A 22,433-nucleotide genomic window follows, 5' to 3' on the forward strand; every position below is an offset into this window, starting at 1 on the left:
GGACTTTATCGCTAATGGTTGTGCAGTTTCGACTGCTGTTATTTATATTAAATAAAAAGAAGAAGTAAAATTACTATGTTTAAATCAACAATGAAGTGTATCGCAACTGCGTTACTTTTTAGTAGCTCAGCTTATGCTACAACAATTAATTTCTACAACTGGTCTGAATATATCCCACCAGGTTTGTTATCCCGTTTCACTGAAGAAACAGGTATTAAAGTTGTTTATTCAACATACGAATCAAATGAATCTATGTATGCGAAATTAAAAACATATGACAAAAATGGTTATGATCTTGTTGTTCCTTCAACTTACTTCATCAGTAAAATGACAAAAGAAGGTATGTTACAAGAAATTGATCATAAGAAATTAACTAACTACGCAAACTTAGATCCTTCATTGTTAAATAAAGAATACGATTTAGGCAACCGTTACAGCATCCCATACATTTGGGGCGCAACTGGTATCGGTGTTAACACTGCAGATATTGAATTGTCATCAGTTACAAGCTGGACAGACTTATGGGATCCTAAATGGGAAGGTCAGTTATTATTAACTGATGACGCACGTGAAATATTCCACATGGCGTTAAAAATTCAAGGTCACTCAGCAAATACTCAAGATGAAGCAGAATTAGCACAAGCTTATGAGCTACTAAAGAAATTGATGCCGAACGTACTTGTGTTTAACTCTGATACGCCTGCTAACCCTTATATTGCCGGTGAAGTTGAGTTTGGTATGATTTGGAATGGTAGTACGTACATGGCGCAACAAGAAGACAGCGATATTACAATGGTATATCCAAAAGAAGGTGCTGTGTTCTGGATGGATAGCCTAGCAATTCCGAAAAATGCGAAGAATGTAGATGCTGTTCATAAGTTAATTGATTTCTTATTACGCCCAGAAGTTGCTGCTGAAGTTGCGTTAGAGATTGGTTACCCGACTCCTAACAAAGAAGCTAAAAAGCTTCTACCTAAATCGTTTACAGAAAATAAGATTGTATTCCCAGATGCAGAAACAATTGCGAATGGTGAATTCCACTCAGATGTTGGTGATGCGAATATTATCTACGAGCGTTATTACGAGAAGTTAAAAGCTCAAAACCTGTAGTGAGATGTGATTAATCTGATATGAAAAAGGTGCTTTATGCACCTTTTTGTTTTTAACGAGTAATCAATTAAAAGAACTGTCTATCTCTAGAAAGTAGCTCATCAACCAATTCTCTTACCTCTTCGGTCGCCTGACCTATTCGATGTTCTCTAAAGTTTTCAGATATGTGTGTCGAATCAAGGTTTATCTCAATAGTATGCGCACATGCTCTGTTTGCTTCATTTACAAAATCTGCAGCAGGATATACTGAACCTGATGTTCCGATCGCAATAAACAAATCTGCATTGCTCAGTGCTTTATAAATATCATTCATGAACAATGGCATTTCATTAAACCAAACAATGTGTGGTCTAAGGTTCCCTGCTTTCTTACAACATGGGCATTTTAAAGATTTACTTAATTCTTTGTATGGAAATAACTTCAGCGTTTTCTCACAGCGTGCTTTCACTAATTCGCCATGCATGTGAATAATATTGTTGGCACCGCCGCGTTCATGCAAGTTATCAATATTCTGCGTCACAATCGTGACACTACCAGAAAAATCTCTTTGTAACTCAGCTAAAGCAATATGTGCATCGTTAGGTTGGATGCTAGGTGCAGATAACTGATTAAACCTTTGATTATAAAAGCTATAAACTAAATCCGGGTCTTTTCGATAACCATCTAGGGTCGCGATATCATCAATATGATGCTGAGCCCATAAACCATCACTTGCACGGAATGTTTCAATACCTGATTCAGCAGAAATACCAGAACCAGTGAGAATGACTATGTTGTCATAGGTGTCAAACATTTAACTTCTCTTTATAATAAGCCTTAATTAACCATATCATTTTTAAATACCTATTCAAGATATTTTTGTGTGATGTGATTCGTATTTAGAGCAATACTTCGATATTTTAAACATCAATAGAATCACTAATATAGAGGTGGTTTTTTTCTCGGGAATTAAAAGCGGAAAAATACTAATTGATTGTATTGAAGTGAGTATTAATAATAAGTGTGGCGCATAAATGCGCCACACTTTATTCGGTTACTAGCTTATTGCTTTTTTTTAGCAGCCGCTTTTTTTACACGTTTTGTTACTTTTTTTGCATTTTGTTTTACTGATTCAATGCTTTGAACTTCTTCTTTAACAAGTTCTGCTGCGCTAGCAGTCACTGGAGCAACTACTTCTTTAACTACTGGAGCAACTTTTGCAGCAACTTCTGTAATTACTTCAGCAACAGTTTCAACCGTAGTCGTTACTTCTGCAGCAACAGTAGCAACTTTTTCAGTAACAGTTGCTTCTACTTTATCTACGATTTCTTGAATTACTTCAACTTCTGCCGCTGGTTTACTCTGATCTAATTTAGCATCTTCAAGTGCTTTTTCAATTTGCTCAATTTTATCAATGATGTTATCAAATGTATTCGCATCGATATGAGTAAAAGATGTTACTGCACTTTGTACTTTTTCTTGAATTGCACCTGTTGTCGATTTACCTACAGACGCTAATTTATCTTTATTCGTAGTGATAGTCAGTGTTGTGTCCGACTCTAATTTACGACCACGTTCAACCAACTCGTCAAAAATAGATTGGCTTTTATTTACTGTATTTGATGCAGATTGATAACCTTTATCATAAGCTCCTAAACCTGCTAACCAGATGTTACGTGTGATTTGATCTTTAGCAGACCATACTTGTTTTGCTGCTGTAATTACTTTAGACATAAGGAACCCTTCTTGAAGCTACTAAATACAATCGATATTTGATGATTTATATTTTATCGAGGGAAATTAGAAGTTACATTCCAAAGTTTCAGTTACTTAGCCCAGCTCTCATACTTAAATTAACGTACACCTAACCATTTAATTAACAAATTTCAATTTAATTGAAATTAACCAACATTTTAGCTAACAAATTAACTTAAATAGAACTAAAATAAACCACTTTTTGTCTCTTCCAGAATATAATTATGCATAGTCAGACATATAAACTTCAAATAAATTTTATTATCAAACTCGGCCTTGCTTTACATCGTTGTGGTGCAACAAGCTATCGCATTGAAAATCATTTAACTAATTTAGCTAAATTCTGGAATATTGAAGCTAGCTTTCTTGTAACGCCGACTGCATTTACCTTTATATTTTCAAGTAATCCTGACGAACAGCATACGCACATTGTTCGCGTTAAACCTGCAGGCAATGATTTAGGCAAGTTAGCTAGAATTGATGAGATTGTAGAAAAGGTCGTAGACTCGCAAGTATGTTTGGATGAAGCAATTGAGCTATTAATTGAAGCGAAACAACAACCTAGTTTTTACGGTGTTAAAACCGAAGCGCTTGGTTGGTGTGTGACTGGTGGTGCCTTTGCAATGCTACTATCAGATTCAAGTCTGGATATTATCAGTTCGTTCTTATTATCATTTCTTGTGTTTATCTTATATAAGCTATCTGCACACTCACCACGCTTAGCGTCGATTGTTGAGTTCTTTGCTCCTTTTATCTCTGCATTGATTGCTTGTTTTGTCGCCAGCTTAGATGTGCATCTAAATGTACCCTTTGTCATATTATCATCGGTCATTATCTTTATCCCCGGTTTGGCCATTACAGTCGCGTTAAGCGAAATTGTTAATAAAGATCTTGTTTCTGGTACATCAAAGCTCGTTGATGCCACTATGTTGTTGTTTAAATTGTATTTTGGTGCCCTACTTGGTATCACGTTAGGTAATCTAATCTGGACTATTGATCCACTTATGCTTGATATGAGCTACTCTTTACCGGGTTGGAAAAACTATATTGCAGTGGTTGCACTATCGACTGGCCTAGTTGTTGCTTTTAATGTACATAAATCAGATATGATTTGGGGTATTTCAGCTGGTCTTATTGCTTATGTGATGAGTACGTTTGCAGCGCAGTATCTTGGCTTCACGTTAGGCACGTTCGTTGGTTCTTTCACTGTTGGTCTGTTCAGTAATGTATATGCCATTATTAAAAATAGACCTGCATCTATTGTATTAATCCAAGGTATTGTATTACTTGTACCAGGTAGTCGAACGTACATGGATCTGAACACATACATTTCTGGACACGAAATATTGAACAACATTAATGACAGTGGTTTTGTATTTATGATCTTTGTTGCGATCCTTGCAGGTATGATCTTAGCTAACGCTGTATTACCTGCTAAAAAGAGTCTGTAATTTCAGCAACTCACAGAACAACTGTATAAACATCCAGATACTCATGCTATTATTGTGGCATGAGTATTTTTTGATAGTTAAATTGACAGTAAAATCATGGCCAAAACTCCTAAAACAAAAATAAGTTTTCTTTGCTCCGAATGCGGTGCTAACTTCCCTCGCTGGCAAGGTCAATGTAATGCCTGTAAAGCTTGGAATACACTCGCTGAATTCAAAGAAGCGACGTTACCAAGTCAACAACGTACGATTGCTTCTCAAGGTGGTTATGCTGGCACTATCGGTAATACCGTTAAAAAGATGTCAGAAGTATCACACGTTGAATTAAACAAGATTGATACACAAATAGGTGAATTAGATCGTGTACTTGGTGACGGGCTTACCGTCGGCTCAATTGTATTAATATCTGGTGACCCTGGCGCAGGTAAAACAACAATACTGACACAGCTATCGGCAAACTTAAGTAAGCAAATGGTGTCGATGTACTGTACTGCCGAAGAAAGCCTTGAACAATTCAAAAGTCGTGCGATTAGTCGTCTTAAAATTGATTTTGTAGAAGAAAACTTACTCTTAATGTCTGAGTATATCGTTTCAAACATTATGGAACGTGCATTAGAAGCAAAAGTTAAGTTTTTGATTATTGACTCAATTCAAGCATTAGAAAGTGAACATTGCAATGGTAGTGCAGGTTCTGTTAGCCAAGTAAAAGGCTGCGCGCAAGAGCTCAGTCGTTTTGCAAAACAGCACGGTATTACACTTATCATTATTGGTCATGTAACGAAAGGCAGTGATTTAGCCGGTCCAAAAACCCTTGAGCATATCGTTGATACCCTACTCCACATTGAAGTTAACGACAGTATTATTCGTACCATTCGAGCAAGTAAGAACCGTTTTGGTGATGTAGACCAAGTTGGTATCTTCCAAATGCACAGTAAAGGCATGCTGTCTGTGGATAATCCAAGTAAATTGTTCCTATCTGGTGCCGACGAGCACGTAGCGGGCTCTGCAATTACCTGTATTCGCGATGGTAATCGTAATTTACTGCTTGAAGTACAATGTTTAGTGTCAGAATGTGAAGCAGAAAACCAACAGCGCGTGAGTATTGGCCTTAGTTTTAATCGTTTAAAGATGATCACTGCTGTATTACGTAAACACGGCCGCATTAAATTGTTTCATGATGTATATGTGAATCTTGTGGGTGGTTTGAAATTACCTGAAACAGATACAAGTGCCGATTTAGCGATTGCTGCATCACTTATTAGTTCGTTAAATGATAAACCTATGTCGCGTAAACACTGTTTCATGGGCGAGATTTCGCTCAGTGGTGAAGTTAGACCTATCAACGGTGGCGTACCGCGTGTAAACGAAGCCATTAAGCATGGTTTTGATGTGGTATATATCCCAAAAGCAAATTACCATAAATCGATGGAGAATAGTGGCGCGAAGATTATTCAAATTGAAAAAATTGGAGACCTCTTGGAAGCCCTTCAGTAGATTAATTTTTAGTTGCTCTAGCCTTGTAGAATATTGTTAATAACAAATCTATAAGGCGTTTCCCAAAGTAAAAAACAGTTTGCATGATGGTCTAAGGTTTGGAGGTTAAACTGAATTTTTCGATATGTTTTATTGGGAATAATGAAGAGGTATGAAGAATTATAGGGGCGTGAATACCCCCTATAATGTAATTACTGCTTACAGCCGCAACCAACTTTAGAAACTAAAATACCGTCTTGCTCAATAATACGACCTTTTGAGATCATACTTGCAAGAATCTGTGCTTTATTCATATCTTTAACTTTACAGGTATGAAATAAACCATTTGGGAACTGTTGTTCTATAAGACTTAGTAAGTCAGCTTCTTTCAACCCTTCTGGCTGTGCTGCTAATAATGCTACTATTTCTCTACCGTGTACTGATTCTGACATGTCGCCCTCATTAATTATAATTTAAATGTGATGATGTGATCTTCTAGATCCCCCGCTGCAGACTCTGCAACAGCTTTACCTCGAATCGAATACCCAAGCTTATGCATTTCTGACTGGCTTCCAGTGATTAATGGGTGCCATTCTGGAATATCATTACCTTCCAGTAAACGCTTATAAGCACATGTCTCTGGTAACCAATGAAATGCGTCGATATCATCTAATGTCACTTTAAAGCAATCAGAAACATACTTAAAACGTTTCTCATACTTCTTACAGCGGCACGATTTTGTATTTAACAGCTCACAAGCTACATTGGTAAAATGAATTTCTTCCGATTCATCTTCAATGATTTTATGTAAACAACATTTTCCACAACCATCGCAAAGTGATTCCCACTCTGCATCTGACATTTTAGCTAGTGTTTTAGTCTGCCAAAATTTTTCTACCATTTTCATTAATCTCTAAATAATCTCGCAGCCGAACTTATAACGGTTTGCTAGCGTTAATGCAAGTTTATCACCCGAATTAAGTACGCCGACGCCTGCAGGTGTGCCTGTGAGTACGATATCACCTGGTAATAATGTAAAACAGAGCGTGATTTCTGTTAATAATGCTTCTATCGAACGCATCATTTTTGATGTATCACCTTCTTGTCTCACTTTGTCATTTACCGATAATTTAAATTCAAGCTGATTTAAATTATCAAATTCACTTAATGGGACAAAAGGCGTCACCGGACATGAATCATCAAATGCTTTAGCGCGTTCCCAAGGCTGTCCTTTGCTTTTAAGGTTGGCCTGTAGGTCCCGTAAAGTTAAATCAAGGCCTAGCCCTACTCCCCAAATCATCTCAGCCAAGTTAATTGTATCGCCCTTTGTTATTGGCGATTTAATTAGCAAGGCTATTTCAAGTTCGTTATGGCACTCGCCTAAGTCCTTAGGGATTGATAACGGGGTATCAATCCCTACTAATGCTGTCGAGGGCTTCATAAATAGCAGCGATTGCTCTGGAATTTCATTACCAAGCTCACGAATGTGATCGAGATAGTTACGTCCGATACAAACCACTTTTCCAGCTGGAAACGTTATCGTATTATTATGTATGTCTTGATGTTGATAAAGAGAGTAAGTCATTTTCAATCCCTGAATTTGATCGTATCTGATAAGTGCGAAACCGATGTTGCAAAATAATCTGAACGGTTCCAGCGCATGATACTTTTATAGTTGTTATAGACTAAATATATACGCCCATTTTCACCGTCGGGCATAATAAGAGACGCATCAAGGTCAACGTTTGGTAATGCCTTCCCTTCAAACGTTCGAATACCTAATTCTTGCCAGTCAGCAAGCTTTTTAGTGAGCTTAAGGCCTGATACTGTCGCATCATAGTTGTCAGGAAGTAGAACTTGCCTACCCCATGTATAAGTATCATCCCATTTAGCTTGTTTAAGGTAATTAGCTGCGGATGCTAAGGCATCTTCAGTGCTATTCCAAATGTCTTTCTTGCCATCGTTATTATAATCAACAGCGTAAGCATTAAAAGAAGACGGCATGAATTGAACCTGCCCCATAGCCCCAGCCCACGAACCTTTCATATCAGCGGTTGTAATATGACCTTCATCAATGATTTTTAATGCTGCGAAGAATTCTTTTTTGAAAAAAGTCTCGCGTCTACCATCATAGGCAAGTGTCGCCAATGCTGATAATGTTGAAAAATTCCCGGTATAACTACCAAAATTTGTTTCAACACCCCACAAAGCGACGATAAAACGAGGCTGAACACCAAAATCCTTTCCGATTCGTTCCAGCAGTTCCTTGTTTTCATCAAACAATTTTCTTGCTTTCTTTATTTTCCAATCTGGAACAGCTCTAGGAATGTACGAATCAAGCGTAATTTTTTGTCGCTCTGGCTGTGCTTTATCATGTACGATGGTTTTTTTTCTGTATGTAATACTGTTAAATGCATCGTCAATAGTTTGTTCAGTGAATCCCAATGTTTCCGATTCGGTACGTAAAGTAGATAAATACTCATCAAATGTCGGTTTAGCAGACACGGCACCTGAACTTAAAGCGAACAATACTAATCCTGCTATTTTCATTGCATTTCCTTATATCTATTTACAGCGTGCTATTTGTTTTCGTCACGCCATTTTTTATATTCAACTAAATGATCGACTGGTGGTGGCGGCATTTGTAGGTAATAACCTGCAGTCGTTAAATTTTCCAATACTTTTTTTGAATCCGCAAATGCCAATGTACGAGCTTCCGTTAAATTCATGGTAACCACTAACTTAGGTTGACCAAACATACTCAATAAAGTTTCAGGAACTTGGCTAAAATCTTCACGGCGAGATATAAATAAATACATCCCTTCTTTTTTATTTGTTTTATAAATTGAACAAAGCATTGTTTTTCTCTTTAGTTATGAACTGACCTATATTTACGAGTAAAATATAACATGGCATAATGATTAATCTAAGTGCTATAACAATAAATGCTTAAAGCAGGCATAAAAACTAAGCAACCAGGAAAAAAAGATGGCAGATCAGTCTATAAAATTTAAAGGAACAAGTTTTACACTCTCAGTTATTCATATAGAAAATGATGCTGCGATGACAAACCTCCACTCTTTTATTGCCGACAAGGTAAGCCAAGCACCCGCATTCTTTAAATCTGCTCCCGTTGTTGTGAATGTTGCCAACTTAGCCGACGACATCGACTTTAAAACTCTTCAAGATGTGATTACCCAAAATGGAATGAATCTTGTTGGGATTGAGGGCTGTCAAACTGCAGAGCAAAAGTTAACTGTTCGTGAGTCTGGTCTGTCCGTTATATCTAACTCAGCCAAAAATACAGCGACTAAGTTAGTACCAGCTGCAGACATAAAGCCAGAAATTCAAACTGTTATTGTTGAAAAATCCATAACAAAGACCATAGTTCATAAAGGACAGATACGTTCTGGGCAACAAGTTTATGCTCAAGATGCGTCATTAACTGTGCTAGGTAATATTAGCGCAGGCGCTGAAGTTATCGCAGATGGTTCGATTCATATTTATGGTGCATTGCGTGGGCGCGCAATTGCTGGAGCAAAAGGTGACAATACCGCGCAGATTTTTTGTAACAAACTAGATCCTGAACTGCTATCAATAAATGGTACGTATATTTTAAGTGATGCAGTCGAAGAAGAATATTTAAATACACAAGCACAAATAAATTGTGTTAATAATAAATTAGAAATCAACAAGTTCGATTAAATTCAAGGAATTAAAATGGCTGAAATTATTGTCGTTACATCCGGTAAAGGTGGTGTAGGTAAAACTACAACAAGTGCCGCAATTGCTACGGGTTTAGCAATGCAAGGGAAAAGAACTGTCGTTATCGATTTCGATATAGGTTTACGTAACTTAGACTTAATCATGGGTTGTGAACGTCGAGTAGTATATGACTTCGTAAATGTTATCAACGGCGAAGCAAATTTATCACAAGCATTAATCAAAGATAAACGCGTTGATAAATTACATATCTTACCTGCGTCACAAACTCGAGATAAAGATGCACTAACGAAAGAAGGTGTTGGTAAAGTTTTAGATCAACTTGCAGAAAACCATGACTACATCATCTGTGATTCACCAGCAGGTATCGAAGCCGGTGCTATGATGGCATTATACTTCGCTGATGTTGCCGTTATCACAACGAACCCTGAAGTATCCTCTGTGCGCGATTCAGACCGCATTATTGGTATGCTACAAAGTCGTTCTCGTCGTGCAGAACAAGGTCTTGAACCAATTAAAGAGCACCTATTGATTACACGTTACGTGCCAGAGCGTGTTGAACGCGGTGACATGTTAAGTGTTGAAAACATCACAGAGATCTTAGCGGTTCCACTTGCAGGCGTGATCCCAGAGTCAAGTGCTGTACTTAAAGCATCAAACTGTGGTCAACCTGTTATCCTAGATACTGAAAGTGATGCAGGACAAGCATATGCTGATACTGTTGCACGAATTCTTGGTGAAGAACGCGAATTTCGTTTTCTTGAAGTAGAAAAGAAAGGCTTTTTAAGCAGAATCTTTGGAGGTTAAATGTCGTTACTTGATTATTTTCGCACATCAAAACCTGATGTTAAATCGGCTAGTTTAGCGAAAGATCGCTTACAAATAATTGTGGCTCATGAGCGTAACTTACGTGATAACACACCCGATTATTTACCACAGTTGAAACTCGATATACTTGAAGTTATCAAAAAGTATGTTGCAGTAACATCAGATCAAGTTAATGTTCAACTTGACCAAAGAGATAACAATCTCTCTGTTTTAGAACTGAACGTAACCCTTTCTGAAGAATCATAAAAATTTAGCAAGTGTACATACATAGTATGTACACTTGCTATTACTTATTTATTAGCCATTAGGCCTTCAAACAAGCTATTACCAATCAGTTCTGCACGCCAATTACTCAACAGCACAGGCTTATCATTAACTTCACGCTCTGATTCAGTCAATTTCCATACCCAACTTAATAATTCATTGATAATTTTCTTTGAACCAATCAGTTCTGCAGGAATATTCGTTTGCTCAGCAACATTTGCTATCTTATTTCGAATACCTTGTACTATTTTTTTGTATCCAGGGTAATCAGAAATACGTGTTAATGGTTCTGGCAACGCGTCATCAGATAATTCTGCAGCTTCTTTTACCATCTCAATGATTTGTTTGCCGTGGCGCTTAATCTCTACAGGCAATAGCTCAAGCTTATTTAAATCACGTAATGATTTAGGCTGCTGTTTTGCAACTTCAAGTAAATGCGCTTCTTTAACAACAAAATTAACAGCCATGTCGCGATTAACTGCGTTGTTTTCACGCCACTCACCTAGTATTTGCAATGTTGCAAGCTGGCGAGGTGATAAGAATGATGCATTCTTAAATTGCTTATAAACTGTTTTAGGATTTTTCTTTACTAACTTACGTCGACGTAAATTATCTAACTCTTGTAAGTAGAAATCATAATAACCGAGCTCATCAAGTTTACTTTTTAGCTCATGCCAGCAAGGTAATAAATGATAAACGTCAGCAGCTGCGTAGCTAAGCTGTTTAGTCGTTAGTGGTCTAGCTAACCAGTTAGAGCGTGATTCGCCTTTATCTAGCGTGATATTTTGGTATTCAGAAACAAGGCCACCAAAGCCAAGAGAAGAGCCTAGCCCACAGAATGCTGCCGCTATTTGTGTATCGTGGAAGAAATCGGGGATTTTATTAGCAACCGTCATGAAAACATCGAGATCTTCAGAGCAAGCGTGAAGCACTGAGGGATGACGATCGAGTAGTTGCCAAAGTGAACTTAAGTCATCAATAGCCAGGGGATCAACTAAATAAGTATCAATGCCATTGTATAACTGAAACAATCCAAGAATTGGGTAATAAGTACGCTGTCTAATAAATTCAGTGTCGATAGCTAAAATTTCAACTTCCGCACATTGATCTATCATTGTCTGCAATGTTATTTGATCTTCAACTAAAATATATTCCACTTATAACCTCAAAAAAAAGCCACTTTCTTACAATTTAGAAAGTGGCTTAATTTTAGCGAAATATCTAACTAATGATAAGTGTTTTATGACTTAAAATTAGATCTATTGCTAATCACGTAATTCACGGCGTAAAATTTTACCTACGTTACTCTTAGGTAATTCATCGCGGAACTCAATAATGCGTGGAATTTTATAAGCAGTTAGATGTTCACGACAATGCGCTACGATCTCTTCTTTAGAAATTTCACCCTTCTTAACAACAAAGATTTTAACCGTTTCACCTGATGACTCATGAGGTACACCAATTGCTGCAGCCTCTAAAATATTGTCATTTAAGGTTAATACGTCTTCAATTTCGTTAGGGAAAACATTAAATCCAGAAACAAGGATCATATCTTTCTTACGATCAACGATGTAGAAGAAACCATCTTCGTCCATGCGAGCGATATCACCAGTGTTTAACCAACCATCAGTAATCACCTCAGCAGTATCTTGTGGACGCTGCCAGTAACCCTGCATAACCTGAGGACCACTAACCTGCATTTCACCTACAGCACCTGGTTTAGTTAATACACCACCATCTTCATCAATAATACGTACATCTGTTGATGAAACAGGTAAACCGATTGAGCCGTTATATTCATGCAGATCATAAGGATTTACAGTAACAAGTGGTGAACACTCTGTTAAACCATAACCTTCAAGTAAGTGGTTTCCTGTTATCTTCTTCCACTTTTCAGCGACAGAGCGTTGAACAGCCATACCACCGCCAACAGATAGCTTCAATGCAGAGAAGTCAATCTTTGCGAATGATTCATCATTCACAAGCGCATTAAACAGTGTATTTACACCTGTAATCGCAGTTGGTTTGTGATCATCAATCTCTTTAATTAAAGCAGGTAGATCACGTGGGTTTGTAATAAGAATATTCTTACCACCACCCAAGAAGAACAATAGGCCATTCACCGTTAATGCAAATACATGATACAGCGGTAATGCTGTGATCACAGTTTCAGTACCACGGTCAATAATACTACCGTAAGCGCCTTCTGCTTGTAATACATTAGCCAGCATATTTTTGTGCGTTAGTACTGCACCTTTTGATACGCCAGTTGTACCGCCCGTATACTGAAGGAAAGCGATATCATCGAAACCGGTTTCAACTTTAGTAAACTTCTGAGAACGTCCTTTACTCAATACACGATTGAATGAAACCGCTGTCGGTAAATTGAATTTAGGCACCATTTTCTTCACATACTTAACAACTAAGTTAGTAATAGCACCTTTTACAGGAGAGAAAAGATCACCTAATTGCGTCAAAATAATATGTTCAACCGGCGTATCTTTAACTACCTTTTCTAACACACTTGCGAAATTTGAAATAATCACAATCGCTTTAGCACCAGAATCATTTAACTGATGTTTTAGCTCACGAGGTGTATAGAGTGGGTTTACATTAACAATTACCATACCCGCACGTAATGCACCAAATAGCGCAATTGGGTACTGAAGCAAGTTAGGCATCATTAACGCAACACGATCGCCTTTGTTTAATTTAAGCTCGTTTTGAAGGTAAGCAGCGAAAGCACGAGATTTCTCATCGATTTCACCATAAGTTAATGAACAACCCATATTTACATATGCAGGGTTATCTGCATAGTTTTGAACTGTTTGATCGAATATATCGTTTAAAGAACGAAATGAACCAAAGTCAATTTCTGCGGGAACATTTTCCGGGTATCTCTTTAACCAAACCTTTTCCACCTTACCTCTCCTTTTTATTAGCTTTCTTTTAATTTAAAAAACAACAAATTTACTATTAATCCTTTAATAATAATTAATTGCTATTGATGAAATTATTTATTGTGAACAAATCTTAATTGATTAACACTCAATTAACAAATGAAATATTTATATATTAGGTTTATTTAAATCTTAATAATTTAGAATTAGATAATATAAAACTAATAATTGTGTGTTTAATAAACCATTACTTTGAATTATTAAAAAATTTAACTACTGCCCTTGCCGTTTCAGCTGCATTATCCATGTGTACGTGATGACCACCGATAAGTGTCAAAATATCAAATATATCATTACTGAAAATATCTAACTTTAGTGTTTTTGCGATTAAAGGAAAACCTTTATCGCCAATAATAACAAGGCAACTTGTTGATATTGAAGATAAAACATCTAAAACTTGTAATTCACTGAATCGAACTAAAGAACGCGCTTTTAATTTAGGATCTGATCGCCAAATTATGTCATTAGCTCGTATATTTAAATTTCGTCTACATATCAACAACGCATTTTGCTCAGTCAAGTCAGAAACAAAACAACGTGCTTTAACAACCTTTTCCAATGTCAAGGTATTAGCCTTGACACTACCACTTTGGTTGTAATTATAACGACTTTCTATCCCTTTACGCAATTGGCTTACTGTTTGTTCAGCTTCTGCTGAAATTGCGCCCAACCCTTCGATTAATACCAAACGATTAACAAGCTCTGGAAATGTCGCTGCAAAAATGGAGCTGATCATTGCGCCCATAGAGTGCCCGACAATACTCACGACACCCCAATGCTGCGTTTGAATAATTTGATAAAGGTCCTCTACCCATTCAATGAAATTGTAATGATTTCCTTTATGATCTGAGTGACCATGGCCGGGTAAATCAATCGCAATAAGTTGATATGGTAGTGAACCGTCATCTAAACTACGTTTTAATTCTTCAGCAAGAGGGATAAAGCTTGCAGCATTATCTAACCAACCGTGAACAGCAAGTAAAACAGGTTTAGACCGTTCTCCATAGCGCAAACCCGCAATAATTTTACCATTGACCTCTATACTAAAGTTTTCCATTAGAAATTACTCTCTACCTGGTAGTTTCTTCCACGTTACCGTGTCGCGTACATAAACTGGCATTGCATCTTCTGGTGCGACAGCATTACCTTTTTCAAATTCAGCAGCAGCAATAACCAACATATCTTGTGCACATGGGAACTGTATCCCTTCGCATGCCGTCAATTCTTCAACGTTTAAGCCTGCTAGTTTTTCTGTATAGGTAGCCCAGCCAGTGCCTAATGTATGGAATGCTTTTTCTGGATGATTAAAATTGGCAATTAAGTCATCTGGTGTAACAACGATCTCGTTATCAACCAGTGTCATTACACCAGATTCATTCAGTTTGTATTGAGCGAAGTAAATTTCACCCATGCGAGCATCAATTGCAGGTAAAACGTCTGTCACATTGTGCAAACGGTGTGCACCTTGTGCCATAGCAGCCAATGTTGAAATAGGCAGCATAGGTAAATCAGCGCCAAATGCTAAACCTTGCGCGATGCCAGTACCAATACGAACGCCAGTAAAGCTACCTGGACCACGACCAAAGGCTAACGCGTCTACATCTTTCAATTTAATGCCAGCTTCAGCCAATAAACTATCTACCATAGGAAGAATACGCTTCGTATGCTCACGTGGACTTTCCAGTTCTCTAACGAATACTTTACCGTTAATGCTTAATGCCGCTGAACAATTTTCTGTTGATGTATCTAGTGCTAAAATAGTACTCATAAAATTCACTTTCTAGTTGTTAGTTTTTTTAATAAAAGACAATACGCCGTTTAAATCTCTCGTTCTTGGCATATTGGGTAAACTATTGATAAATGTAGCGCCGTATCCACGAGACACAATACGAGTATCACAGATAATAACACAACCCGTGTCTTTGACATCACGGATTAAACGCCCCACCCCTTGCTTCAGATTGATCACCGCTTTGGGTATTTGCAATGCAGCAAAAGGATCTTCACCTTTACGCTGACAATCTTCAATACGTGCTTGTAAAAGTGGATCATCCGGTGATGCAAAAGGTAATTTATCAATAATAACACAGCTTAGCGTCTGCCCTCGTACATCAATACCTTCCCAAAATGAGTAAGTACCAATAAGGAGCGCGTTACCATGTTGAACAAATTGATCCAGCAATACTTGCTTGTTATCTTGCCCTTGAACAAAAATAGGCATAGCCAGTTGTTGTTGCAGTAATGCTGATACCTGTCTGATCATATAATGGCTTGTGCATAAGAAGAAACAACGACCTTTATTCGCAATAATCACTGGTGCTAACTTTTCGACAAGTATACGTGCGATATTAGGGTCGTTAGGCTCTGGTATATTACGTGGTACACATAACATGGCTTGATTTTGATAATCAAATGGACTTGCAAGAATCAGTTCTTCTGCATCCGCTAGTCCCATCTGCTGACGGTAGTGTGAAAAGCAATGGTCAACAGCCAAAGTTGCAGACGTAAACACCCATGCTGATTTGGTTTTTTCTTGTTCCGCACTAAATCGTTCCGCAATATTAAGTGGTGTAATGTTTAAGGTGAAGTTACGTGATGTACATTCATACCAGTAACTTTCACCGGTACTATTTACCGCCATAATTTGCTTAAATGTTGCTTTAATTTCGACTACCCGCTCAAAGCATTGATCAACAAGCTCTGTTCGGCCAAGATTTAGCTTCAGTACTTCATAAATAAAGTCGAGTTGGTCTTGAAAGCGGATAATGGTTTTCATTACTGCTTGTTGATTGAATAGATGGCGCCAATTACCACGCCCTGATTCCATCGAAAAGCTCAATCTTAAATCTTGTGTCGCGTTTGCTAATCCATTCGCCGCTTTCGTCACTTGAATTGAGTCTTTAAGGTCGGTACGTCCTAAATACTGCACATCTTTACACAATGCTTGAATTTGTTTGCTGGCGATGCTTTTACCAAAATATTCCGATGCTATATCAGGCACTTGATGAGCCTCATCAAACACGATAACGTCTGCATCCGGTAATAATCGGCCAAAGCCAGAGTCTTTTACATTTAAGTCAGCGAAGTATAAGTGATGGTTGACGACGACAATATCCGCCTCGAGTGCTTTTCGTCGTGCTTTAACTAAAAAGCAATCTTCATAGTCAGGACAATCCCGACCTAAACAATTATCGTTAGTTGATGTCACCAAAGGCAACACTTCCGAGTCATCTTTTAAACCCGGTACAGAACTCATATCACCACTAATAGTAATATTTGACCAGCCCTTCACTTTGACGTAATCACTTAATATCGCTTGGCTTTGATATTGAGTTTCTCGACCTAAACGCGCTAAACGGTCAGTACATAAGTAGTTATTACGCCCTTTAAGCAGCGCCGTTTTAGCTTTGCTATTTAACGCATCAATGATAAAAGGTAAATCACGATTAAATAATTGTTCTTGTAGGTTTTTACTACCTGTACTGATAATTGTTGTTTTATCATTAACTAACGCAGGAATAAGATAGGCAAATGTTTTACCTGTTCCTGTTTCAGCTTCAACAATTAAGTTACCCTTGTTTGCGATCACCGAATTGATGGCTTTTGCCATATCAATTTGTGGTTGGCGAGCTGTGTAGCCATCGATGACCTTGGCTAAGGCGCCCCCAGATAAAAAGTATTTCTCTATCACAAACAAGTTCCAAATAGATTTATAAGACCGCATTTAATACCATCACTGGTAAAAATAATCAAACTCACGTCTTACAAAAGATAATTTATGGTTGTTTTTCGACCCTATTAAAGAAAACATTACATTTATAGATTGTTCTTTTTAACAAAATTTATCAGTAGGGGTGGAATCACTCCCCACATCTGCTAAAATCGCCTCAAATCGACAGCAACAATCTCGAATCTAGCTAAATTAGTCCAGAGTAACTTGGAAGAGCTTTCAGGGAAATTGAAAGAAACTCTTCCAAGTTACTTAGGTATAAGTTTTATTTAAACGATTAAACTCAATAAGGATAGTTAACAATGAGTCTTGCTGATAAAGTATTAGCTGTAAACAATGATTTACCAATTCGTACAGATAAGCCGGTTCATAGCGGTAAGGTACGTTCTGTTTACTGGTTAACTGAAGCTGACAGTCGTCGCTTAATCGAAGAAAAAGGCTATGACGTTGCAGCAGATGCACCACTTGCAATTATGGTTATTAGTGACCGTATTTCAGCATTTGATTGTATCTGGCACGGTGAAGGCGGCATGCGTGGTGTACCTGGGAAAGGTGCTGCGTTAAACGCGATTTCAAACCATTGGTTTAAATCTTTCCGTGAAAACGGTTTAGCGGACAGCCATATCCTTGATATCCCTCACCCATTCATTTGGATCGTACAAAAAGCGAAACCGGTAATGATTGAAGCGATTTGTCGCCAATACATCACGGGTTCAATGTGGCGCGCTTACAGTCAAGGCGAACGTAACTTCTGTGGTATCGAACTACCAGAAGGCCTAACTAAAGATCAAAAATTACCTGAACTGCTAATCACACCGTCTACTAAAGGTATTTTAGAAGGCATTCCAGGTGTTCCCGCTGTTGATGATGTAAACATTACTCGCGAAAACATTTCTGATAACTATGAAGCGTTTAACTTCAAGTCACTTGACGATATCACTTACTACGAAAAACTGTTAAAAGAAGGTTTTGATGTAATTAGTGATGCGCTAGCAGGTGTAGATCAGATGTTTGTTGATACTAAATTCGAGTTTGGTTATGTAACAGACAGCAAAGGTCAAGATAAGCTTATCTATATGGATGAAGTCGGCACACCTGATTCATCTCGTATTTGGGATGGTCCAGCGTTCCGTGAAGGCAGTGTTGTTGAGAATTCTAAAGAAGGGTTCCGCCAGCTATTGCTTAACTACTTCCCAGAACCAGACATTCTACTCAATAAAAACAGAATGGATGAGCGTTTAGCATTGGCTGAACACAACGCGCTACCAACTTCTGTATTAATGTCTATTTCAGAAACATACTTGAATATTGCTGAAAAGATCACAGGTAAAAAGATTGTTTTATCTGAGAACCCTAAAGCTGAAATCATTGATATTTTACGTAACGATTATAATCTTATCGACTAATATTACCGCATAGAAAAATGCACTAATATTAAACGTAAAAGCATGTTAAAGCCGTTCACTCAAAGTGCGCGGCTTTTTTATTACCTTTCTTTCATCATTACTCAATGATCCCTCTCCCTAGTATCGAACTTTCAAGCATTAAACTTTCGAATCTGTATTTCATTATCTATTAAATATGATCCACATCTAATATTAGAGTTATTACTCTTAAATCAATAAATACCCACTAGTAGGTACCCAGTGATAAGCGTAGAATAATACCAACTAATTTAATTATTGTTGGGTAAATGCTTCTGCTTAACCCACGCGACATATAGGTGAGATGATGGATAATTTTAAAATTATAGAAATAAAAGAAGGTATATTTGCTAACAATGCTAAACAAGCTGATGCATTAAGAATTGAATTAAAACAGAAAAAAAACTTATTAATCAATTTGATGTCATCACCAGGCGCAGGTAAAACGACAACTCTCGTTGCGACGATTAACAAATTGAAAGATGAAATGAACATTGGTGTGATGGAAGCTGATATTGATTCCGATGTTGATGCGAAGACGATAGCAAAAACCGGTGCGAAAGTTATCCAGCTACACACAGGGGGGATGTGCCACCTCGATGCAGACATGACAATGCAAGGGCTACAAGGACTTGATGCAGAAGGTCTTGATTTAACGATTTTAGAAAATGTCGGTAATTTAGTCTGCCCAGCAGAATTTGATACGGGTGCAGCTAGAAACGTTATGATTCTTAGTGTGCCTGAAGGTGACGATAAACCACTTAAATATCCACTCATGTTTTCTATCTGCGACGTACTCCTTATTAATAAAATAGATGCGATGGGTTTCTTTGATTTTGACTTAGAAGCGGCGATAGAACGTGTGAAAAAATTGAATCCAAATATTAAAGTATTCCCAATCTCAGCTAAAACAGGCGACGGTATTGAAGACTGGACTAGCTGGCTACGCAATGAAGTAAGCGATTGGAAAAAATAAAATAATAATAATATTTTAGCTTTGGAGACAATGTGATGGGAAAAGACAAAGTTTTAGATCTTGCCAACAAGATCAGTCGCGTTAAACGTGGTTCAAGAGCAGGTATTACGTTTGACGATCCTGAATATAAAATTTATAGCCCTTGGATGTCTGAAGATGTAGCAGAAGTAACTCTTTGCTTAAAATTACGTGAAAAAATGAGTGCGGCTGAAGTTGCGTCAATTTGTGGTAAACCAGAAGAAGAAGTTACTCAACTGCTATGGGAATCAGCGGTGGGTGGTGCTGCATTTGTAAATAATATTGATGGCGTGGACATGTACTGGGTTGATATCTGGGTGCCGGGCCACATGGAAATGGTTGTTAACAACAAAGAACTTATCCAAAAATACCCTGAACTCGGTGAAGCTTTTGACGCGTTTGGCAAGAAAAAAGGTCCTTTAGCGGCGGGAAATATCCCCGTAGGTTCAGGCCCAATGCGTGTAATCCCAATCGAAACCTCAATTGACGGTGAGACCAGAAACGCGTCTTACGAAGAAGTGTCTAAATACTTGAACGACAATGACGTATTCTCACTTTCTGATTGTGCATGCCGTACGTCTAGAGAAGCAATGAACGAAGGCTGTGGTCACCTTAAAGAAGATATCTGTATTCAGATGGGTCATGCTGCGGAATATTACATCCGTACAGGTCGCGGGCGTGAAATCTCTCGTGATGATGCAATCGAAGTTATAAAAAAAGCTGAAGACAATGGCTTGATGCACAGCATTCCCAATTTAGATGGCTCGGGTAAAACACATGCCATCTGTAACTGTTGTGGTTGCGGTTGTTTTGCAATGAGACTTGCCGAGCAGTGGCAAAATCCAGATATGGTTCGCTCTAACTATACGGTGAAAATTGATAAAGACAAATGTGTGGCTTGTGGTGAGTGTGTTGAAGTCTGCCCAACAAATGCAGTCAAACTTGGCCAAAAACTATGTTCACTCAACCCTACTCCAGAAAAAGAACGAGAGCTACCACACAACACCGAATGGGGTGAAGATAAATTCAATCCCGATTACCGCGAAAATAAGCAAATGGTCGAGGAAGGCGGCACAGCACCATGTAAAGCAGGCTGTCCAGCGCACATTGGTGTTCAAGGCTATATAAAACTCGCGTCACAGGGCCAATACACCGAAGCGCTAAAATTAATTAAGATGGAAAACCCATTTCCCGCGGTCTGTGGGCGAATTTGTCCTAAATTCTGCGAAGACGATTGTACACGTTGTGATATTGATGGTGCCGTTGCTGTTGATGATATTAAGAAATTTATCGCACAACAGGACATGGATGCAGAAGTCCGCTATATCCCTGAAAGTAAAAATGATTACGATAAAAAAATTGCGGTTATCGGTGGCGGTCCAGCAGGACTATCTTGTGCCTATTACCTCGCAATTGAAGGCTACAAGGTCACCGTATTTGAAAAACAGCCTGCATTAGGTGGCATGTTAACACTGGGCATCCCCTCTTACCGTTTAGAAAAAGACGTGATCAATGCCGAAATTGATGTGCTAAAAGAAATGGGGGTTGAGTTTAAAACTGGCGTAGAGATAGGTAAAGACATCTCACTTGCTGACTTAAGAAAGCAAGACTACAAAGCATTCTACATTGCCATAGGCGCCCAAGCAGGTCGCTCACTTGGTCTTGACGGCGAAAATGCACAAGGCGTTGTGACAGGCGTTGAATTCTTACGCCACGTTAACTTAGGTGAAAGTACAGACGTCAAAGGGAATGTGATTGTCATTGGTGGCGGTAATGTTGCGATCGATGTTGCCAGAACTGCAACTCGTGTAGGCGCAACACAAGTAGATATGTTCTGCCTTGAAAGCCGTGAAAACATGCCAGCTCACGCTGAAGAAGTACAAGAAGCCTTAGATGAAGACATTAACGTTAACAACGCTTGGGGGCCGAAACGTATTGTAACGCTAAATAATCGAGTTGTTGGCGTCGAGTTCAGAAAATGTATTTCTGTTTTAGACGAAAATGGTCGATTTAATCCACGCTATGACGAAAACAACACGAAAATAGTTAATGCTGACCACGTACTGCTTTCAGTCGGCCAAGCGATGGATTGGGGTAACATTCTTGAAAACAGTAATATCGCATTAAACCCGAATCAAACAATTCCCGCAGATGCGACGACTTACCAAACTGACGAACCCGATGTTTTTGCTGGCGGTGATGTAGTGACAGGTCCCCGCTTTGCAATTGATGCGATTGCACATGGTAAAGAGGGTGCGATCTCCATTCATCGTTACGTTCAAAACGGTCAAAGTCTAGTACTCGGTCGCATTAGACGTGATTATCGTGCGTTTGATAAAACAAACCTTAATTTAGATGGATTTGATGCATCGCCAAGACAGAACGTAGCCCATGTGGACGGTCAAAAATCAAAAAATACCTTCCATGATCTACGTGAAACATTCACCGAAGAGCAAGTTAAGTTAGAAACAGAGCGTTGTCTTGGTTGTGGTTTGGCAGTCGCAGATGAATTTATGTGTGTCGGGTGTGGTGCATGCACAACCAAATGCAGATTTGATGCAATCTCTCTCGTCAGAACAAATGATGCAGAAGGTGTTGATCTTAAAGATGCGAAGAAAATTATTATCAAACACGCATTAAAACGTAAGGTTCGAGTGGCGATAAACAAACCGATCAAAAAAATCAAAGCATTGATTCGTTAGTCTCTATTTCCAATAGAACAAGCGCGGAGGAATAACCCTCCCC

General features: G+C 38.3%; 21 protein-coding genes. 9 read left to right on the forward strand and 12 right to left on the reverse strand.

What is annotated here, in order from left to right; all coding sequences use genetic code 11:
- The first annotated feature begins 75 nt into the window (after positions 1-75).
- Positions 76-1,110: an extracellular solute-binding protein gene (locus tag HWV00_RS10145; protein ID WP_211686160.1), complete on the forward strand. Its 1,035-nt coding sequence runs from the start codon at positions 76-78 to the stop codon at positions 1,108-1,110.
- Positions 1,111-1,177: 67 nt separating this feature from the next.
- On the opposite strand, the gene cobB is transcribed toward HWV00_RS10145, so the two are convergent.
- Positions 1,178-1,903 (reverse strand): Sir2 family NAD+-dependent deacetylase, encoded by a 726-nt coding sequence (gene cobB / locus HWV00_RS10150; protein ID WP_211686162.1) that lies wholly within the window; start codon positions 1,901-1,903, stop codon positions 1,178-1,180.
- 248 nt (positions 1,904-2,151) lie between these two features.
- Positions 2,152-2,823, reverse strand: a complete 672-nt coding sequence (locus tag HWV00_RS10155) for a phasin family protein (protein ID WP_211686164.1) — start codon at positions 2,821-2,823, stop codon at positions 2,152-2,154.
- A gap of 245 nt (positions 2,824-3,068) precedes the next feature.
- Between HWV00_RS10155 and HWV00_RS10160 the strand changes: the two genes are divergently transcribed.
- Entirely contained in the window at positions 3,069-4,295 is a 1,227-nt protein-coding gene (locus tag HWV00_RS10160) for a threonine/serine exporter ThrE family protein (protein WP_211686166.1), read from the forward strand.
- A gap of 96 nt (positions 4,296-4,391) precedes the next feature.
- Positions 4,392-5,786, forward strand: a complete 1,395-nt coding sequence (gene radA, locus HWV00_RS10165; RefSeq protein ID WP_211686168.1) for a DNA repair protein RadA — start codon at positions 4,392-4,394, stop codon at positions 5,784-5,786.
- A 191-nt stretch (positions 5,787-5,977) separates the two neighbouring features.
- On the opposite strand, the gene HWV00_RS10170 is transcribed toward radA, so the two are convergent.
- The 5 genes from HWV00_RS10170 to HWV00_RS10190 are packed head-to-tail and all read right to left on the reverse strand — an operon-like array spanning position 5,978 to position 8,623.
- A complete protein-coding gene (locus tag HWV00_RS10170) occupies positions 5,978-6,217 on the reverse strand; it encodes a DUF2492 family protein (RefSeq protein WP_211686170.1) in 240 nt (79 codons plus the stop codon).
- Positions 6,218-6,231: 14 nt separating this feature from the next.
- Positions 6,232-6,666: a YcgN family cysteine cluster protein gene (locus tag HWV00_RS10175; protein WP_211686172.1), complete on the reverse strand. Its 435-nt coding sequence runs from the start codon at positions 6,664-6,666 to the stop codon at positions 6,232-6,234.
- Positions 6,667-6,678: 12 nt separating this feature from the next.
- On the reverse strand, positions 6,679-7,350 hold the full coding sequence (locus HWV00_RS10180; RefSeq protein WP_211686174.1) for a fumarylacetoacetate hydrolase family protein: 672 nt from the start codon (positions 7,348-7,350) through the stop codon (positions 6,679-6,681).
- Between the two features lie 2 nt (positions 7,351-7,352).
- A complete protein-coding gene (locus HWV00_RS10185) occupies positions 7,353-8,315 on the reverse strand; it encodes a lytic transglycosylase domain-containing protein (RefSeq protein ID WP_211686175.1) in 963 nt (320 codons plus the stop codon).
- A 29-nt stretch (positions 8,316-8,344) separates the two neighbouring features.
- Positions 8,345-8,623 carry a YcgL domain-containing protein gene (locus HWV00_RS10190; protein ID WP_211686176.1) on the reverse strand — a complete coding sequence of 93 codons (279 nt, stop codon included), beginning with the start codon at positions 8,621-8,623 and terminating at the stop codon, positions 8,345-8,347.
- 130 nt (positions 8,624-8,753) lie between these two features.
- Here HWV00_RS10190 and minC point away from each other — a divergent pair, with 130 nt between their 5' ends.
- The 3 genes from minC to minE are packed head-to-tail and all read left to right on the forward strand — an operon-like array spanning position 8,754 to position 10,562.
- Positions 8,754-9,470, forward strand: a complete 717-nt coding sequence (gene minC, locus HWV00_RS10195; protein ID WP_211686177.1) for a septum site-determining protein MinC — start codon at positions 8,754-8,756, stop codon at positions 9,468-9,470.
- A 15-nt stretch (positions 9,471-9,485) separates the two neighbouring features.
- Positions 9,486-10,295, forward strand: a complete 810-nt coding sequence (gene minD, locus HWV00_RS10200) for a septum site-determining protein MinD (RefSeq protein WP_211686178.1) — start codon at positions 9,486-9,488, stop codon at positions 10,293-10,295.
- Positions 10,296-10,562: a cell division topological specificity factor MinE gene (gene minE, locus HWV00_RS10205; protein WP_211686179.1), complete on the forward strand. Its 267-nt coding sequence runs from the start codon at positions 10,296-10,298 to the stop codon at positions 10,560-10,562.
- 44 nt (positions 10,563-10,606) lie between these two features.
- Here the strand turns inward: minE and rnd are convergent, their stop codons facing one another.
- The 5 genes from rnd to HWV00_RS10230 form a co-directional block, all read right to left on the reverse strand.
- Positions 10,607-11,737, reverse strand: coding sequence for a ribonuclease D (rnd, locus tag HWV00_RS10210; RefSeq protein ID WP_211686180.1), 1,131 nt, complete (start codon positions 11,735-11,737; stop codon positions 10,607-10,609).
- Between the two features lie 108 nt (positions 11,738-11,845).
- Positions 11,846-13,501, reverse strand: coding sequence for a long-chain-fatty-acid--CoA ligase FadD (fadD, locus tag HWV00_RS10215; RefSeq protein ID WP_211686182.1), 1,656 nt, complete (start codon positions 13,499-13,501; stop codon positions 11,846-11,848).
- 226 nt (positions 13,502-13,727) lie between these two features.
- Positions 13,728-14,597 carry an alpha/beta fold hydrolase gene (locus HWV00_RS10220; protein WP_211686184.1) on the reverse strand — a complete coding sequence of 290 codons (870 nt, stop codon included), beginning with the start codon at positions 14,595-14,597 and terminating at the stop codon, positions 13,728-13,730.
- A 6-nt stretch (positions 14,598-14,603) separates the two neighbouring features.
- Positions 14,604-15,308, reverse strand: coding sequence for a tRNA (adenosine(37)-N6)-threonylcarbamoyltransferase complex dimerization subunit type 1 TsaB (gene tsaB / locus HWV00_RS10225; protein ID WP_211686186.1), 705 nt, complete (start codon positions 15,306-15,308; stop codon positions 14,604-14,606).
- A gap of 12 nt (positions 15,309-15,320) precedes the next feature.
- Entirely contained in the window at positions 15,321-17,264 is a 1,944-nt protein-coding gene (locus HWV00_RS10230) for an ATP-dependent DNA helicase (RefSeq protein WP_255555009.1), read from the reverse strand.
- Between the two features lie 308 nt (positions 17,265-17,572).
- Between HWV00_RS10230 and HWV00_RS10235 the strand changes: the two genes are divergently transcribed.
- The 3 genes from HWV00_RS10235 (at position 17,573) to HWV00_RS10245 (ending at position 22,390) form a co-directional block, all read left to right on the forward strand.
- Positions 17,573-18,676, forward strand: a complete 1,104-nt coding sequence (locus HWV00_RS10235; protein ID WP_211686188.1) for a phosphoribosylaminoimidazolesuccinocarboxamide synthase — start codon at positions 17,573-17,575, stop codon at positions 18,674-18,676.
- A gap of 322 nt (positions 18,677-18,998) precedes the next feature.
- The gene (gene hypB, locus HWV00_RS10240; protein WP_255555010.1) at positions 18,999-19,670 is read left to right on the forward strand and encodes a hydrogenase nickel incorporation protein HypB; all 672 of its coding nucleotides are present in this window, start codon (positions 18,999-19,001) and stop codon (positions 19,668-19,670) included.
- Positions 19,671-19,705: 35 nt separating this feature from the next.
- A complete protein-coding gene (locus HWV00_RS10245) occupies positions 19,706-22,390 on the forward strand; it encodes an FAD-dependent oxidoreductase (RefSeq protein ID WP_211686190.1) in 2,685 nt (894 codons plus the stop codon).
- The last annotated feature ends 43 nt before the right edge of the window (positions 22,391-22,433 follow it).

This window comes from Moritella sp. 24 (assembly GCF_018219155.1).
Classification (GTDB): Bacteria; Pseudomonadota; Gammaproteobacteria; order Enterobacterales; family Moritellaceae; genus Moritella.

Excerpts from the sequence above, each read along its gene's own strand:
- HWV00_RS10185 (WP_211686175.1), bottom strand. The coding sequence starts at position 8,315 with ATGAAAATAGCAGGATTAGTATTGTTCGCTTTAAGTTCAGGTGCCGTG.
- minE (WP_211686179.1), top strand. The coding sequence starts at position 10,296 with ATGTCGTTACTTGATTATTTTCGCACATCAAAACCTGATGTTAAATCG.
- hypB (WP_255555010.1), top strand. The coding sequence starts at position 18,999 with ATGATGGATAATTTTAAAATTATAGAAATAAAAGAAGGTATATTTGCT.
- HWV00_RS10230 (WP_255555009.1), bottom strand. The coding sequence starts at position 17,264 with ATGCGGTCTTATAAATCTATTTGGAACTTGTTTGTGATAGAGAAATAC.
- HWV00_RS10190 (WP_211686176.1), bottom strand. The coding sequence starts at position 8,623 with ATGCTTTGTTCAATTTATAAAACAAATAAAAAAGAAGGGATGTATTTA.
- radA (WP_211686168.1), top strand. The coding sequence starts at position 4,392 with ATGGCCAAAACTCCTAAAACAAAAATAAGTTTTCTTTGCTCCGAATGC.
- HWV00_RS10220 (WP_211686184.1), bottom strand. The coding sequence starts at position 14,597 with ATGGAAAACTTTAGTATAGAGGTCAATGGTAAAATTATTGCGGGTTTG.
- HWV00_RS10175 (WP_211686172.1), bottom strand. The coding sequence starts at position 6,666 with ATGGTAGAAAAATTTTGGCAGACTAAAACACTAGCTAAAATGTCAGAT.
- tsaB (WP_211686186.1), bottom strand. The coding sequence starts at position 15,308 with ATGAGTACTATTTTAGCACTAGATACATCAACAGAAAATTGTTCAGCG.
- HWV00_RS10235 (WP_211686188.1), top strand. The coding sequence starts at position 17,573 with ATGAGTCTTGCTGATAAAGTATTAGCTGTAAACAATGATTTACCAATT.
- HWV00_RS10155 (WP_211686164.1), bottom strand. The coding sequence starts at position 2,823 with ATGTCTAAAGTAATTACAGCAGCAAAACAAGTATGGTCTGCTAAAGAT.
- minC (WP_211686177.1), top strand. The coding sequence starts at position 8,754 with ATGGCAGATCAGTCTATAAAATTTAAAGGAACAAGTTTTACACTCTCA.
- HWV00_RS10180 (WP_211686174.1), bottom strand. The coding sequence starts at position 7,350 with ATGACTTACTCTCTTTATCAACATCAAGACATACATAATAATACGATA.
- minD (WP_211686178.1), top strand. The coding sequence starts at position 9,486 with ATGGCTGAAATTATTGTCGTTACATCCGGTAAAGGTGGTGTAGGTAAA.
- HWV00_RS10160 (WP_211686166.1), top strand. The coding sequence starts at position 3,069 with ATGCATAGTCAGACATATAAACTTCAAATAAATTTTATTATCAAACTC.
- HWV00_RS10170 (WP_211686170.1), bottom strand. The coding sequence starts at position 6,217 with ATGTCAGAATCAGTACACGGTAGAGAAATAGTAGCATTATTAGCAGCA.
- HWV00_RS10245 (WP_211686190.1), top strand. The coding sequence starts at position 19,706 with ATGGGAAAAGACAAAGTTTTAGATCTTGCCAACAAGATCAGTCGCGTT.
- HWV00_RS10145 (WP_211686160.1), top strand. The coding sequence starts at position 76 with ATGTTTAAATCAACAATGAAGTGTATCGCAACTGCGTTACTTTTTAGT.
- cobB (WP_211686162.1), bottom strand. The coding sequence starts at position 1,903 with ATGTTTGACACCTATGACAACATAGTCATTCTCACTGGTTCTGGTATT.